This is a genomic window from Corynebacterium vitaeruminis, from assembly GCF_001054325.1.
Classification (GTDB): domain Bacteria; phylum Actinomycetota; class Actinomycetes; order Mycobacteriales; family Mycobacteriaceae; genus Corynebacterium; species Corynebacterium vitaeruminis_A.
This window is the reverse complement of the sequence record NZ_JVVM01000022.1, coordinates 310,891-324,954: the sequence shown is the minus strand read 5'-3', so window position 1 is coordinate 324,954 and position 14,064 is coordinate 310,891. Positions and strand designations below refer to the sequence as shown.

The window sequence follows — 14,064 nt, the reverse complement described above, 5'->3', positions numbered from 1 at the left end:
ACCTGCACATATACCCGACTACCGGCATCTCTGACCAACAGCCAAGAGCCCACGCCAGCCGCCGAGACACCCCACAAACCCTCAGACCAGAACAGCGAGTGCAAGCACGGCCACAGAGCCCCCGATATGAAGCAGTTTCCCCGCTCGCACACGAACCGAAAGCGCACGCAAACAAGGCGACATCCAGCCGCCACGACATCCGAGCCCCACCAGTTGAACTGACGTCGACCACTGAATCAGCTAACTCCAGATAAAAACTCCGAAACTCATACACTGGGAGACTTAAAAATCACCTCTCCAGGTGTGTCGTAAATCATATTTTGAACGCCGGTAACTGACGGCTTAACCACGTCCGGTGAACACTCCAATACGCCGAACAGCCTCTTCCATCTCGGAAGTCTCACCAGCGAAGCAGAGGCGAACCCACTCATTGCCATTCTCGGTATCGAAGTCAATACCAGGAGCAACGGCCACACCTGTTGCGGCCAACAATTCCCGAGCCCACGTCATGGAGTCGACGGAGCTGGGGTCGTCGTAAAGCCCTGCAATATTGGCATAGACATAGAAACCGCCGTCGGGCGGGGCGATATTGTCAAGACCGACACGGGGCAGCCCCTCAAGCAAAACATCGCGATTACGTGCGTAGCGCGTCACGTGCAAATTCAGCTCGGCGATGGATTCAGGGCTGAACGCCTCCACCGCTGCAGCCTGCGAGATTGCCGGTGGGCAGACGGTGAGGTTGGCTTCGAGACGATCCAGGGGTGCACGCAGCCACTGTGGAACGATGAGCCAGCCCACGCGCCAACCGGTCATCGAGAAGTATTTACTGACACTGCCGACCACGACCGCCGCGTCAGAGAACTCGCGTGCTGAGGCACACTTTCGGCCATAGGTAATGCCGTGATAGATCTCGTCGGAAATAAGCAGGCAATCGTGCTGCTCGCACCACTTCGCAATGGCACGAAGCTCCTCGGCATCGATAATGGTGCCAGTGGGATTGTCCGGGCTGGTGACAATCACAGCCTTAGGCACGCGCGGGAGAGCCTGCAGGTGCTGGGCGGTGAGTTGGAAACGAGTCTCGGGACCGCAGTCGATCTCAACAATGTTGGCACCGAGAGCCTGCAGCGTATTGCGGTATGCGGGATAGCCCGGGCGCGCGAGCACAATATCGTCGCCGACGTCGAGGGCTGCGAGGAAGAGCGCTACGAAACCACCGGAAGAACCGGTAGTAATGACAACATCGGCAGCTTCCGTGGCCGTGCCGTAGTTTTCACGATGCCAGGTGGCGATGGTTTCACGCAGTTCAGGCGTGCCGACGGCCGCAGTGTAGCCCAGAACCTGATTTTCCAAATCGGCACGAGCACGGGCAATCGCAGCAGCTGGTGCCGCAGTTGCGGGCTGCCCCACACAAAGGAATAGAGCGTCACCGTGGGTACGCTGACGCTCCTGTGCGAGCGCGAGAACATCCATCACATGGAAAGGCGCGACCTCGCTGCGGCGGGATGCTAGGTCATGCTGGGGCTGGGATGCCTGCGGAGACCGCGAGAGCTGCGGCTGCGATGACTGCTGAGATTCGGCGTGCATACCTTCATCTTTGCAGCCGCCGATGTCACCCGGGAAATCCAGCTCATCCCGGGTGGGTGCACTCGCGGGGTATCCGAGTGCCGCCCATCAGCCCCGACCATTACTTAAATGGAAATGCGCCCCTCAACTGCAGGCAGTGCAATGTCGGTGCGGTAGTGCGAGCCCTCGAGCTTAATGGTCTTGATGGTCTCATACGCCTTGTCGCGGGCCTCTTCCAGCGTGTCGCCGACACCGATGACGTTGAGCACGCGACCACCTGCGGAGACCAGCTCACCTGCAGCATTGCGGGCAGTGCCCGCGTGGAGAATGCCGTCTGCCTCGCGGCCAGGCTCTGCACCTTCGATGACATCGCCCGTGCGAGTAGACACCGGGTAGCCTTCAGCGGCCAGCACAACAGTCAGAGCGAAGCCATCACGCCAGGACAGCGGGCCGAACTCCGCCAACGTGCCGGTAGCAGCAGCGTTGAGCAGCTGAGCTACCGGAGATTCCAGCAGCGCCAGTACAGCCTGGGTCTCCGGGTCGCCGAAGCGGCAGTTGAACTCAATGACAGCCGGGCCATCCTCACCCCAGGCCAGACCCGCGTACAGCAGACCCTGGAATGGGCAGCCGCGAGTGGCCATTTCACGAGCGACCGGCTCACAGACCTCGGTGACAATGCGCTCAGTTGCGCCTTCCGGTAGCCAGGACAGCGGGCTGTAAGCGCCCATGCCACCGGTGTTCGGACCCTCGTCGTTATTACCGACACGCTTGTGGTCCTGTGCCGGCAACAGCGGAACGACGGTTTCACCATCGACCAGGCAGAACAGGGAAACTTCCGGACCGTCCAGGAAGGACTCCAGCAGCACCGGGTTGCCTGCAGCCAGAACAGCCTTTGCGTGCTCGAGAGCCTCAGCGCGGTCCTTAGTGACCACAACGCCCTTGCCAGCTGCCAGGCCGTCATCCTTCACGACCCAGTTCGGGCCAAAGCGGTCAATAGCTGCCTCGATGTCCTCATCGGAAGCCTCCGGCTGAATGGCCTCGGCAGAAGCGGTCTTCACTCCAGCAGCCTCCATGACGTCCTTGGCGAAGGCCTTGGATCCCTCAATCCGAGCTGCATCAGCGTTCGGGCCGAAGACTGCAAAGCCAGCGTCGCGCAGTGCATCGGCTACACCCGCAACCAGCGGAACCTCCGGGCCAATAACAACCAGATCGGCCTCAATTTCCTTGGCCAGCGCAACAGCGCCAGCGGGGTCATCCACGACCAGTGGATGCATGGTTGCAATTTCACTCATACCCGCATTACCAGGGGCTACGTGAAGATCCGTAGCCTGCGGGTCCTTACTCATTGCGTACAACAGGGCGTGCTCACGGGCACCGGAGCCAATTACGAGGATGCGCATAGCATTCATCTTACTAATCAGCCCGGATAACTCTCATCGAGCCCAACCCCCTCAATCCGCTATTCGAGTTACCCTTGGCACATGAGCACAGTATTTACCAAGATCATCAACGGTGAACTCCCCGGTCGTTTTGTCTACCGCGACGATAAGGTCGTCGCGTTTCTGACCATCGAGCCGATTGCACCTGGCCACACGCTGGTTGTTCCTATTGAAGAGGTGGACAAGTGGACTGACGCTTCGCCTGAGCTGTGGGCTCACCTCAATGAGGTCGCACAGAAGGTCGGCCAGGCTGTTGTCTCCGCTTTTGACGCTCCACGTGCTGGCTACCTCATCGCTGGCTTCGAGGTTCCGCACACCCACATCCACATCTTCCCTGCCCACGACATGTCCGGTTACAACCTACAGTCGGTGGATCGCAGCCCTTCCGCAGAGTCGATGGATGAGGCCGCCGCTAAGCTACGGAAGGCCCTCGGGACTGACGAAGACGGAAAGTTGGTGCGCTGATCGACGCGTCAGAGAAGGATTTTCCAGACAAGCAGGCGCCAGTTCCGTCTACTCCTGAGTCCCCGGAACCAGAGGCGCACGAACCGGCTGCATCCGAAGAGTCGGCACCGCTCCCCTATGCCATCTTCCGTCCGCTACGCGGTGTTTTCGAAGATAACTGGGGAGCCAAAGTATCAAAGTCCCGACCGTGGCCGATCATCCTCCTGCATGGAACAGGCCAGGTCAAGGGCATTTGGGAGACCCTTGGTACCCAATTGAGAGAGGATGGCTGGGCTGTCTTCGCGCCAGATTTTGGGCACCGCGCAACAGACCCCATCAATCAGTCCATCGACATGCTCGTGCCCTATATCAAGGCTGTCCTGCACGCGACCGGTGCCAAGCACGCCGTTATCGTGGGGCACTCGCAAGGTGGCTTAATTGCCACCCTGCTTTCTCTGCGCATTTCCAAGCACATCAAGCATGTCGTCTGTCTCGCCGCACCCAATCACGGAACAAACTTGGGCGGTATCGCTTCCGGAATCACTAAGATTCCCGGCACAAAGTCGCTGATGAGCAACTTTGTTCAGAGCTATTGGGGTGTTTCCGGCTTGGAACAGATCACGGGTTCAAAGATGGTTTTGAACTCCAATTCCCACGATATTCTCGGTCCCGGCGTTACTTACACCTGCATTGCCACTAAGTATGACCAGCTCATTTCCCCGCCACAGTCCTGTTTCTTGGATGATGGCGATACAGGCATGGTCACCAATTTCTATGTGCAGGACACGTTCCCTCAAGCCATCGTTTTGCACGAGCAAATGGCGCACGATTGGCGCCCCCGCGCGCTTACTCGCGAGGCACTGTTCAAGTTGGTAGGCGAGGATTTTGACCCGACCGAGCAAGCGGAATAGACCGCTGCTAACGCGGATTTTTCCGCCGACAGCCGCGACTCCGTCTCTACCAAATCCGAGTCCGGCAACGGGGAACCTCAGCGACCCCGTGCCGGTTATCGCATTACATGGCACGCTCGACAGCCCTGGCGCATGGGCGCCGCTTGCCGACGGTCTCCGTGCCCTCGGCCGTCGAGTCTATATTCCGGCCTACGGAAACCGTGGCGCTGCTGCCGTTGCGGATTCGGTTGCCGAGCTCGAGACCTATATTGACCACATTTGCGCTGAAACGAACTCAAACACGGTCGATATTGTGGCTCACTCGCAGGGCGGGCTGCTGGCTTTCCTGCTGTTTACGCGCCTAGCGGACCATGAATACGAGCGCATTTCATTTCGTCGTGTCATCAGCGTGTCGGGCTCTGTCGGCGGCGTAAACCTGACTGGGTTTTCCCGCATTTTGGCCTGGCAGCATGGGTCTCTGGCCCGCTGGCTAATGGGCCAAGCTCTGGCCGATCAGATTGCGATAGCGGCCGGAACATACGAGCTTCCTCCAGCCAACACTGGCGCACACAATCAAGCCAGCAAGGCAGCTACTCCTGACTGGATTAATGTCATCAGCCACCACGACAGCCTAGTCATTCCGTGGTCCGACACCGCGCAGAGATTCCTGCCAGACAGTCGAACTATTTTGCTCGAATCCGAGCTGGACGGCAGGTCTGTTGCGCACTGGAAGCAGCAAACAGACCCCGAAGTTGTCGCCTTGCTGACTCGACTATTGGAGTAGAGCTTTGACCTAGAACTTGTTCAACGATTCGCGCGCGGTGACGACATCCGCAAGCAGCTGCTGTGCGGCCGGCGAAGGATTGTCCGAGGTGAGAGCCTCGATGACGACGTCGGGAAGCCCTGCGGCGCGGTAGTCGTCGGCAGTGACATCGCCATACTCGAGCACACCGTGGAGCCATGCAACTGCACGCGACTCTGGCGAAATGCAGCGTCGTGCGGTGCGTTCCTGCTGAACGAGCACATCACGGTTTTCCACACCGCGCATCCCCAGTCGCGCAAGGGTGCGAGCAGCCGAGATGAGGTTCTCACCTGCGACACGGTCCTGCTGATTCGGGTTGGCCGGTGGCTTCTTGCGACCACGGCGACGCACGTAGAGCTCCTGCTGGCCGATACCAACCAGGGAACCATCGCGGTTTCGGATTACAGAGGTGTATGGGACGACCGTCGAATAGCCACCTTCGGTTTCGGCCTTAAGCTTTTCGACCATTTCATCCGGCACCTCTACCTCTAGGTACGCACCGTTCTTCCCTGGGCGGATAAATTCAAACGAGCCCGTTCGGGTCCACGCCTCGTACTTCTTGGCGTCCAGGCGCTGCATAACCAGCGTGCCGAACAGCACGTCCGTCATCGAAAACAGCGCACCACCGAATGCCGCGCCGTGCATATTCGCAGTCAGAGCGTTCAGACGCAGCTCTAACCGTCCCTCAGACCAGTCGTCCGAAATCTCGGTAATTCGGATGCCGGTGCCAAACAGCGGCGGCCAAATATTCAGCAAAAACTTTGCCTTGGCCGGGGACATTTCTTTCTCAGCAAGTTTGTACAGGGTACGTCGCAGCGATGGACCAATAGTCATAGCTATATACATTAGGTGCTGACCGGACAGGCGCGGGCATTATTGTCAGAAAACAAAGCATATCCGCCCAACGCCACGCTTTACGACGGTTCCCCGCGCCGCTACCCCACTGTTTAGGCAGCGGACTTAATTTAGGCAGCGAACCGCTCCGCTAGCGTATTGACCCGCTGTACGAAATAATCTCGCAATTGCACGTAGCGAGGGTAGCCATAAATACCGCGGTCAGCCGGGTCATCATATTCCCAGCGCTCCGTTTCTACATCCGGTGCGATGTAGTCCGACACATCGATTTTTCCCACAACGATGACTACATCCGCACTGTCTGCGAGCGACGGGGTGAGTTGATGTGGATCACCATCACACCGTGCGCCAACCTCACAGAGTGCACGTCGCGCGTCTTCATCCAGACCGCGGTCGTCATCATCGATGCTGATACCTGCTGACAGAACGGTCAGCTCTGGGGCAGCTTGTCGCAGCAGCCCTTCTAGTACGCGTGAGAGTCCCATGTTTGAACTACTGACAAAGAGCACCTCTGACATAGCCCTATCGTAGAATATTTTTCTCAGAGAAATCACCCCAGCATGTGGGGTTTTCTGGAAGATTTTACAGAAAGATACCAAAAGCGCCCATAGCGCAGGCCCTTCCCCGAGGCCAGCCCCATCGACGCTTATGACTAGAAACAAAGTCCACTTTACATACGCGTGAAACCAATGTGAAGCATGGGGCTAATGCTACAGATGTAAACTACTGTGTCCTGTGATTTTCCGGCTGTCGGTGTTGCGTTGTCCTATCGATGCCATATTCACCTATCGATACGCAGCAGCGTGGCCATAAGTGAATAGCTCATCCACATGTTGACCGGGACTTCCGACAACGTGCGCATAAGTGACAGAAAATTCCCCCGCCCCCAGCCCCCGACAGGCATTTGCCCTTTAATCAGTCTTCAAACGCACCCTTTGCTCCCCGCCCAGCCCCCTTAATCCGGATAAAATTGGCAGGGACCGATTGCTCGCGAATTGGAGAACCACCGTGACCGACTCTCGCGATATTAAACCTTTTGCATCCAACCGCGGCCCCAAAGTGACCTCCATCGGTGCCATCATCGGCACAGCAGCAGTGGGCGGCCTGCTTCTCGGAGGTGTCGGTGCGGGTGCCTGCTTGGCGGTCTTTGATTCGCCCGAGCGCTCTGACTACGTCATGCAACCCGCGCAGCGTGAGGTGCAGGCTGACATCATGGACCCAGACGATGTGCTCACCCCGGAGGAAGAACAGCGCATGCTTCGGGATGTCTCCCGGATCGCCGCCCCTGACGTGGTCCAAGGGCTACACTACATGGTCTTTGCCGAGAACAAGGAAAACGTTAATGACTCCGTAGAGGAGTACCTACGCGATAACCACCAGGAGCTCATCGGCAAGGATAAGTTTGCTGATGGCCAGGTCTTCGTCGGCGTCGGCCTTGATCCGCGCCAAGCCTTCGTCTTCGCAGGTGAGGACGTGGCTACTCAAATGAAGCTACGCAAGAATGACAACCATCTAAAACAGTCCATCGAAGCTACTAAGCCGGGCGTGCGGGATGACAACATTCCTGCTGGCCTCTTTGCTGGCGCAGCGGCTGCGATCGACGTAGACCGTGCTGCGGATACCCAGTACGAGGGCGCGAAAGAGGACCGGATGGGGGCGGCCGCTGGCCTCGGGGTGGCGGGCCTGAGCGTTGGCGGCGCAGGTGTGGGCATCGCCGGCGGTGTACGCCGCAGCCGGCAGAAGAAGACACAGCAGGCGCGCGAGGACTGGGACTACGTGTCGCAGACCTACACCGATGTGGCGCAGCGGCTAAGGGAGATTGATATTCGAGCACACTCGCTCCAATCAGGGCTGGTGGATGAGCGCCTGCGCCAGGACTGGGAGGGGTTGCGCGATGACTTCCTAGCGATCGATAGTCAGGTTGGCTCCCTCATGTCGATTCCGGCGGATGCGCCAGATGAGCAATTCCGCTCACGCTCCGAGCTCATCGCCAACGCACGCCAACTGTGCGAGCGCGTGGAAACCGCTGAAGCCAATATTGAAAAGCTGCACCGCATTGAGAACGCTGATGCGGATGCTCGCCGCTATGAACTCTACGAGCTGGGGAAGGATCTGGCACAGGCAGGTTACTTGGCCACAAGCATCGACTCGGCGCTTCAGCGCCACGCGATGGAGCTGGAAGATGCCGCCACTGAATTGTCCAAGGAACCACACCATCCGCAGTTCATGGAGCGCTACCTAGAACTCTTGGATCGCTCCGCGCTCTTGTCGGAGCACGTGCAGTCCCAGCTGCAGAAGCGCAATGAGGCCGACGAGCGCCCCGAGCGCACGCGCATTTACGACTCTAATTTCTTCGCTGGCTCCGGCTACCACGGCTACGTGCCCTTCTATGTCGTGAGCACCTGGGATAACGATGCCACCACTGCCCGCGACAGCTCTTCTGATAGCAGCGGCGTCAACAGCGCTCGGGGTTTTCCGGTTCAGGCGGTTCTTCCAGCTTCTAAGCCGGCTTAAGGGGCAGAAGGGGATGCGGACGTTCTGTTAGACGATTTCATCCCTCACGCAAGTTCCCCCCCACATTTTCCCCTTTAAACCAAAGAACCCCAGGCCAGAAAACTTCCTGACCTGGGGTTTTGGAGCCGGAAACGGGACTCGAACCCGTAACCTACTGATTACAAATCAGTTGCGCTACCAATTGCGCCATCCCGGCAACTTTGAAGCGACCCTTTTGGCGTTAGCCGTCGCTGGCTCGAAAGAATCAGAGTCAACCTGAGAATCGAACTCAGCTGTGCCGCTGACAGGCGATTGTACAGGTTGGCAAGCAGAAGTTAAAAACGACACCACAGGAATACTGCAACCGCACTTCTTGAACACTTTTCTGCACACTAAAAGCGCCGCTCAGATAGGTAAATTCACCGCACCGAAAACGAATTGAGATTCTCCGCCACCGACGGGGTAGTGTGACTATCGCTAAATCACTGGGGCTATGTTGCTGCAACGTCTCTAGAACTCGTCTTTGCAATATCGCTGCAACGCACCCCAGGCAGTATCGGGGAAAGGAAGTGTCGACATGCCATTCGATGGTGGCAACAAATCCAACGCCGAAGAAAACTCCGCTGCGAAGGATGATGCCTACGATGCCGAAGCCACTGTCACTTACGGCGCTGACCCCACTGTCGCCTACGACGACACCCCGCAAACCCAGTTTCCGGCAATCGAAGATCAGCCCACGTTCAAACAGCGCGTGATTGATTTTATTTCCGGCCCAACAGCAACTGTCGACTTAGTACATTCGACCGCCACCCCACTGCCGTTGGCGCCGATTGACTATTCCGACCCCAGTCAGGTCACTGCTGTGCTCGACCTTGCCGCTCGCATCGGTGGGCTACTGCTGGCATGCGGCTCGGGTAACCGCGACACCGAGCTGCAGATTAAGGCCGTGACCTCGGCCTATGGCCTCACCCAGATCCAGGTTGACATCACGTTGACCTCCGTGACGGTCTACCATCTCATCGGCGCACGCCGTACCCCTATCACGGCCATGCGCGTTGTCACCTCACCAGTGCCCGACTTCGAGCGCTTACGCCACACCGATCGTGTCATCCGCCGAATCCGCGCAGGCCACCTGAGTTTGGAGAAGGCCATTGAGGCCATCGACAAGGTGGAGCGCGAGCCCGCCAAGTACCGTCTCCGCGTCATCTACGCTGGCTGGGCGTTGCTGGCCTCATCTGTGACAGTGCTACTCGGCTCTGGTTTCGAGGTCGCCCTCATCGCGGCTGCCGTCACACTGGCCATTGTCATTGTGATTGGCGAGCTTGCCGCCCGCGAGTTGCCCACATTCTTCCAAAACACAGTCGGCGGTCTCATCGCCACACTCTCCGCTGCTGTACTCAATGCGGCACAGGCATACCTTCCCTTTGAAATGCAGCCATCCAGGCTAATTGCCTCGGGAATCATCGTGATGCTCGCCGGCCTAACCCTCGTGCAAGCACTGCAAGACGGCATCACCGGCGCGCCAGTGACTGGCTCAGCGCGCTTCTTCGACACCATGCTGTTGACCGGCGGCATCGTCGCTGGCATCGCGATGGGCATCGAGTTTTCTGGAATGCTCGGCATTCCGCTTCCCGACGTCATCGCGGGCTCCGACCTCAACCTGGCCCAGGCGACAGTGCGGGTGATAGCGGGAACTACCGCCTCAATCGCATTTGCGTTGGCCTCGAATGCTGGATTCACCGCGTTGGCAGTGTCCGGAACGGTCGCTCTGCTGGGGTCAATGACCTACTACTACGTGTTGACTCCGCTGGGAGTTCATCCGGTGACCAGCGCAGGCGCGGCGGCGACTCTAATTGGTCTCATCGGTGGCCTGCTGGCACGACGTTGGTCCATCCCGCCGCTAATTACGGCAGTGGCAGGCGTAACCCCACTGCTTCCGGGTATGACAATCTACCGCGGTATGCACGCACTGCTGCACGACCATCCAACTAAAGGTTTTACGGCACTGGCCTCAGCGCTTGGCATTGCGACGGCGCTGGCTGCGGGCATCGTGCTCGGTGAATGGATGGCGCGCAGGCTCCGTCGCCCTCGCGCACTGCGCGAAGACAGCGGCCTAACCCGCCCAATCCGGGCCGGTATGCGCCGAATCCGACCTGTGAATCCGCGAAACAAGCCTCGCCGTCCACGCAATTACCGTTTCAAGGGCGGCATGAACCCGCGCCTGGACTAGTCATTCCGCGGGGCATCCGCTGCGTGGACTAACCACTTCCACAGAAGCATTGTCCGCACCGCGCGACCTATCAACAACGTGGTAGAATAAATATTTTGAATTGTACGTAGCGCTTCAAGCTGAAACTGCGTCATCACAATCCCATCCCTTCTCCACTGAACTCGGTTGAGCTCAGTGGCGGGAGCATGTGGCGAGATGGCTGGCAAAAGTAGGTGTATCGGGCGCAATTAAGGCCATGCTTGCCAGGAGGATTCGTGCCACCGAAGGTCACAGACACTCGCACTGCTCAGAACGAGGCTCTTCACAAGGTCGAAGAAAAGACCGCTGCTGGCGCACGGCGAATTGTGGCTACCTTCGCCGAGGACTTCTACGATGCCGTCACTCTGATGTGCATGCTCGGAGTGGAGAAGGAAGGCCTGAGCTTCAAGAAGGTTCACGAGGAGTACGAGAAGGAAAACGCTCCGAAGACCGCAAAGCGCACACGCAAGTCCACTAAGAAGACTGCGAAGAAGTCGACCAAGAAGGCAGCAAAGAAGACCACTCGTAAGACGGCGAAGAAGGCTGCTAAGAAGGCCGCCAAGAAGACGACGAAGAAGGCTGCTAAGAAGACCACCAAGAAGGCAGCTAACTAACGGGGTCACGCAGCATGGGTCGGAGCGGGAAAAAGGCGGTTGCCGCAGTAACTGTTGTTGCTGCAGTGTCCATGACGGCTACCGCGTGTCAGGCAAAGCCAGCAGCGGAGATCGTCGGCAAGCAATGGCAGATAACCGCGATTTTTGATGACCCAAACCTGCCCCACGGTGTGCCGGACGGAGCTCAGGCGCCGACTATTACGCTGGGGCAGACGACATATACCTTCGCTGATTCCTGTGGCAACGGCTCAGGCTCGCTGCAGTGGAAGGGCGAAGCGGTCGAATTCGGTACTCCGGAGCAGACTCGCAGTTTGGACTGCTCAGCCCAGGCGCAGACCTATTCGGAGCGCTTCCATAAGATTGTTGCGGGCGAATTCGTCTACACGCAGGACAGCAATGGTCTGCGTATGCGAGAGATTAAAGACGCCAAGCCTGGCGAAGACCGCCGCGGCTGGACTGCGACAACCTCGGGTTACACCGAGGGGCGCTGACGCCACTTCTGCCCGACAGGCGCATCAGTGCCGGGGTGAGAAACTCGCGCATAAGAACCGCGGTGATAAATGAGCGGATTGATTTCTTCACGCTTGCCGATAGACACAATATCCGCAGTTACGATCCAGTGATCGCCGCCCTCGTAGACATCGACAACGGTGCAATCAATCCACACAGAGCAGCCGTACAGCAGCGGATTGCCCAGCTCAGACCGGGTCCATTTCCCCATCTGGAACTTTTCGCCATTACGGCGGCCGAAGGCTGCTGAGATATCCTCCTGATCCTCGGCCAACACGTTGACTGAAAACCTGCCAGCCTTTTGTACATGCGGCCAAGACCGCGAGGTCTTCATGACAGTAAACAGAACCATCGGCGGAGTGAGGCTCAACGAAGAGAAGGACTGACAGGCAAAGCCGTACCTTTCGCCTTCGTCCTCGGTGGCGATAATGGTCACGCCAGTGGTGAACTCGCTCATCGCGCCGCGGATGGACATTTCATCTAATTCGACGGGACCGCCAAGTTCGACATGGTCGTCGCCGGTGGCATCCGGGCTATTGAGAGCCGCAGCTGATCGTTCGGTGCTCGAATTTGTTGAATCTGTCATGTAATAGACCTTAATCTGAATCCGAACACAGTAAAGACGAGGTGGGGTTTAACACCCCAAGAACCTCCGAAAGCACCACGGTGTTTCTACCTAGCCAGTCTGCTACCCGGCCGACGGTACCGACGGCGCCGCGGTTGTGGATCCAACAACGAGCTCAGTCGCCAGCAGAACTCGAGGCGCCTGCTGATCGGAAGAGTTGGCGCCCATTTCATCGGTGCCCTTTTCACCGGGGGCAACGCTGTCACCTTCGTCGCCAGTGCTGGGCGCAGCAGACGCAGGCGCGAGACCGCTTTCCTCGTGCGCTGCCTCAAGTTCCTCAGCCAGCGCGCGGCCGACTGCAATACCCTTCTGCCTATTTGGCTGAATGATAGTGGTCAGTTTATGGAAGAGCGCACGCTCAATTCCGTCAAAGCCGGTAATGGACAAGTCCTCCGGAACACGAATTCCGTTCTCCTTGGCATATTCCAACACCGCAATTGCCTGAGTATCGGTAGTACAGACTACTGCTGTCAGATCAGGGTTCTCGGTTAACAGCTGGCGAGCAGCATCGCGGTTGTTCTCGCGGTCATTGAGATGACGCTCGATGATGGGCACATCCGACTGTTGAATACCGACCTCGGCAAGCGCTTCCAGCGCACCTTCAACACGGTTCTTCTGCACCTGGTGATGCGCTCCTGTTAGCCGTTTCTCTGTGACATATCCCGAATTCGGGGTACGCGACAAACGCACCGACAGAATTCCGACCTTGCGATGCCCCAGCTCAGTCAGATGTCGCACTGCCGGCTTAATGGCCTCACGGTCGTCGATGCCCACAAACGGCAGAGCTGCCACATCCGCAGGCTGGTCGCACACGACCGTCGGCAAGCCGCGAGCGCGAACTGCGGCGAGGAACGGATCGTTGTCAGCGACGGAGTAGACCACGAAGCCGTCGACAACCGCCTGCCGAATCAGACTGAGATCCACCTCCCCGCCTTCCTCGGAAGAGGCTGGAATGACCAGCATGGAGTCGCCCATTTCGCCGAGCTCCTCCGCAAGGCCAGCAAGAAAATCCACGGACGCGGGGTCATCGAATGCGAACGGGAGGTGTTCGGTAAACAGGACCCCGATGGCGCCGACACGGCGCATGCGCAGACCGCGGGCCATTGGGTCCGGCCCCGGATAGCCCAGCCGCTCCGCAGTTTCCAGGATGTGCTCCCGCAACTTCTCCGAGAGCTGGTCAGGACGGTTGTAAGCGTTGGATACAGTCGTGCGTGAGACTCCAAGCTCTGCCGCAATGGAAGCCAAGGTGCCACGACGACGCCGACTCTGCACGGAATACCGCCCCTTCTTAAAAGCTCAACAATGGTTGCCCGCTCGAATATCTTCGCTCGGATATCTCAGGTAGAAAACTCCAGTCTTATGGAAAAGAACTACAACGAGCACCACACGCATCTAATCGCAGGCAATTTTACCCAACGAATGTGTGCGACTGTCATTTCCGCCACTCCAGCAGCCGTCCGCCTTGTTGCTGGGGCGCCGCATTCCCTACTATGTTCCTTGAACTAAAAGACAACTATTTTCAATAGCGGTTGATGCTCAGAAACTGAATAGGCACCGCAATTTAGCTCGCAACAGGATTGG

Annotated in this window: 13 protein-coding genes and 1 tRNA gene; 7 read left to right on the top strand and 7 right to left on the bottom strand. The window is 58.1% G+C overall.

Going from position 1 to position 14,064, the window contains the following annotated elements; genetic code table 11:
* Positions 1-342: 342 nt before the first annotated feature.
* On the bottom strand, positions 343-1,470 hold the full coding sequence (locus tag ADA16_RS07310) for an aminotransferase class I/II-fold pyridoxal phosphate-dependent enzyme (RefSeq protein WP_048760563.1): 1,128 nt from the start codon (positions 1,468-1,470) through the stop codon (positions 343-345).
* Between the two features lie 218 nt (positions 1,471-1,688).
* Entirely contained in the window at positions 1,689-2,963 is a 1,275-nt protein-coding gene (purD, locus tag ADA16_RS07305; RefSeq protein WP_048760491.1) for a phosphoribosylamine--glycine ligase, read from the bottom strand.
* A gap of 81 nt (positions 2,964-3,044) precedes the next feature.
* Here purD and ADA16_RS07300 point away from each other — a divergent pair, with 81 nt between their 5' ends.
* The 3 genes from ADA16_RS07300 (at position 3,045) to ADA16_RS07290 (ending at position 5,120) form a co-directional block, all read left to right on the top strand.
* Positions 3,045-3,467: an HIT family protein gene (locus tag ADA16_RS07300; protein WP_048760490.1), complete on the top strand. Its 423-nt coding sequence runs from the start codon at positions 3,045-3,047 to the stop codon at positions 3,465-3,467.
* A 122-nt stretch (positions 3,468-3,589) separates the two neighbouring features.
* Positions 3,590-4,357: an esterase/lipase family protein gene (locus tag ADA16_RS07295; protein ID WP_239659390.1), complete on the top strand. Its 768-nt coding sequence runs from the start codon at positions 3,590-3,592 to the stop codon at positions 4,355-4,357.
* 88 nt (positions 4,358-4,445) lie between these two features.
* On the top strand, positions 4,446-5,120 hold the full coding sequence (locus tag ADA16_RS07290; RefSeq protein WP_239659387.1) for an esterase/lipase family protein: 675 nt from the start codon (positions 4,446-4,448) through the stop codon (positions 5,118-5,120).
* Positions 5,121-5,129: 9 nt separating this feature from the next.
* On the opposite strand, the gene ADA16_RS07285 is transcribed toward ADA16_RS07290, so the two are convergent.
* On the bottom strand, positions 5,130-5,972 hold the full coding sequence (locus ADA16_RS07285) for a PaaI family thioesterase (protein ID WP_048760485.1): 843 nt from the start codon (positions 5,970-5,972) through the stop codon (positions 5,130-5,132).
* Positions 5,973-6,103: 131 nt separating this feature from the next.
* Positions 6,104-6,478 (bottom strand): hypothetical protein, encoded by a 375-nt coding sequence (locus ADA16_RS07280; RefSeq protein ID WP_152680738.1) that lies wholly within the window; start codon positions 6,476-6,478, stop codon positions 6,104-6,106.
* Between the two features lie 523 nt (positions 6,479-7,001).
* Here ADA16_RS07280 and ADA16_RS07275 point away from each other — a divergent pair.
* Positions 7,002-8,507, top strand: a complete 1,506-nt coding sequence (locus ADA16_RS07275; RefSeq protein ID WP_239659386.1) for a DUF5129 domain-containing protein — start codon at positions 7,002-7,004, stop codon at positions 8,505-8,507.
* Positions 8,508-8,627: 120 nt separating this feature from the next.
* Here ADA16_RS07275 and ADA16_RS07270 read toward each other — a convergent pair.
* A tRNA-Thr gene (locus ADA16_RS07270) sits at positions 8,628-8,703 on the bottom strand.
* Between the two features lie 360 nt (positions 8,704-9,063).
* Between ADA16_RS07270 and thrE the strand changes: the two genes are divergently transcribed.
* The 3 genes from thrE (at position 9,064) to ADA16_RS07255 (ending at position 11,839) form a co-directional block, all read left to right on the top strand.
* A complete protein-coding gene (gene thrE, locus ADA16_RS07265) occupies positions 9,064-10,716 on the top strand; it encodes a threonine/serine exporter ThrE (protein WP_048760482.1) in 1,653 nt (550 codons plus the stop codon).
* A 254-nt stretch (positions 10,717-10,970) separates the two neighbouring features.
* On the top strand, positions 10,971-11,348 hold the full coding sequence (locus ADA16_RS11185; RefSeq protein WP_016421440.1) for a hypothetical protein: 378 nt from the start codon (positions 10,971-10,973) through the stop codon (positions 11,346-11,348).
* A 14-nt stretch (positions 11,349-11,362) separates the two neighbouring features.
* Positions 11,363-11,839 (top strand): META domain-containing protein, encoded by a 477-nt coding sequence (locus ADA16_RS07255; protein WP_048760480.1) that lies wholly within the window; start codon positions 11,363-11,365, stop codon positions 11,837-11,839.
* Here the strand turns inward: ADA16_RS07255 and ADA16_RS07250 are convergent.
* A complete protein-coding gene (locus tag ADA16_RS07250; RefSeq protein ID WP_048760478.1) occupies positions 11,821-12,444 on the bottom strand; it encodes a flavin reductase family protein in 624 nt (207 codons plus the stop codon). The genes ADA16_RS07255 and ADA16_RS07250 overlap by 19 nt on opposite strands.
* Positions 12,445-12,546: 102 nt before the next feature.
* Entirely contained in the window at positions 12,547-13,755 is a 1,209-nt protein-coding gene (locus tag ADA16_RS07245) for a LacI family DNA-binding transcriptional regulator (RefSeq protein WP_048760477.1), read from the bottom strand.
* Positions 13,756-14,064: the final 309 nt, after the last annotated feature.

What these genes read in the sequence shown, in the direction of transcription:
- ADA16_RS07280 (WP_152680738.1), bottom strand. Translation starts at nt 6,478, where the DNA reads ATGGGACTCTCACGCGTACTAGAAGGGCTGCTGCGACAAGCTGCCCCA.
- ADA16_RS07300 (WP_048760490.1), top strand. Translation starts at nt 3,045, where the DNA reads ATGAGCACAGTATTTACCAAGATCATCAACGGTGAACTCCCCGGTCGT.
- ADA16_RS07255 (WP_048760480.1), top strand. Translation starts at nt 11,363, where the DNA reads ATGGGTCGGAGCGGGAAAAAGGCGGTTGCCGCAGTAACTGTTGTTGCT.
- ADA16_RS07250 (WP_048760478.1), bottom strand. Translation starts at nt 12,444, where the DNA reads ATGACAGATTCAACAAATTCGAGCACCGAACGATCAGCTGCGGCTCTC.
- ADA16_RS07310 (WP_048760563.1), bottom strand. Translation starts at nt 1,470, where the DNA reads ATGGATGTTCTCGCGCTCGCACAGGAGCGTCAGCGTACCCACGGTGAC.
- purD (WP_048760491.1), bottom strand. Translation starts at nt 2,963, where the DNA reads ATGCGCATCCTCGTAATTGGCTCCGGTGCCCGTGAGCACGCCCTGTTG.
- ADA16_RS07285 (WP_048760485.1), bottom strand. Translation starts at nt 5,972, where the DNA reads ATGACTATTGGTCCATCGCTGCGACGTACCCTGTACAAACTTGCTGAG.
- thrE (WP_048760482.1), top strand. Translation starts at nt 9,064, where the DNA reads ATGCCATTCGATGGTGGCAACAAATCCAACGCCGAAGAAAACTCCGCT.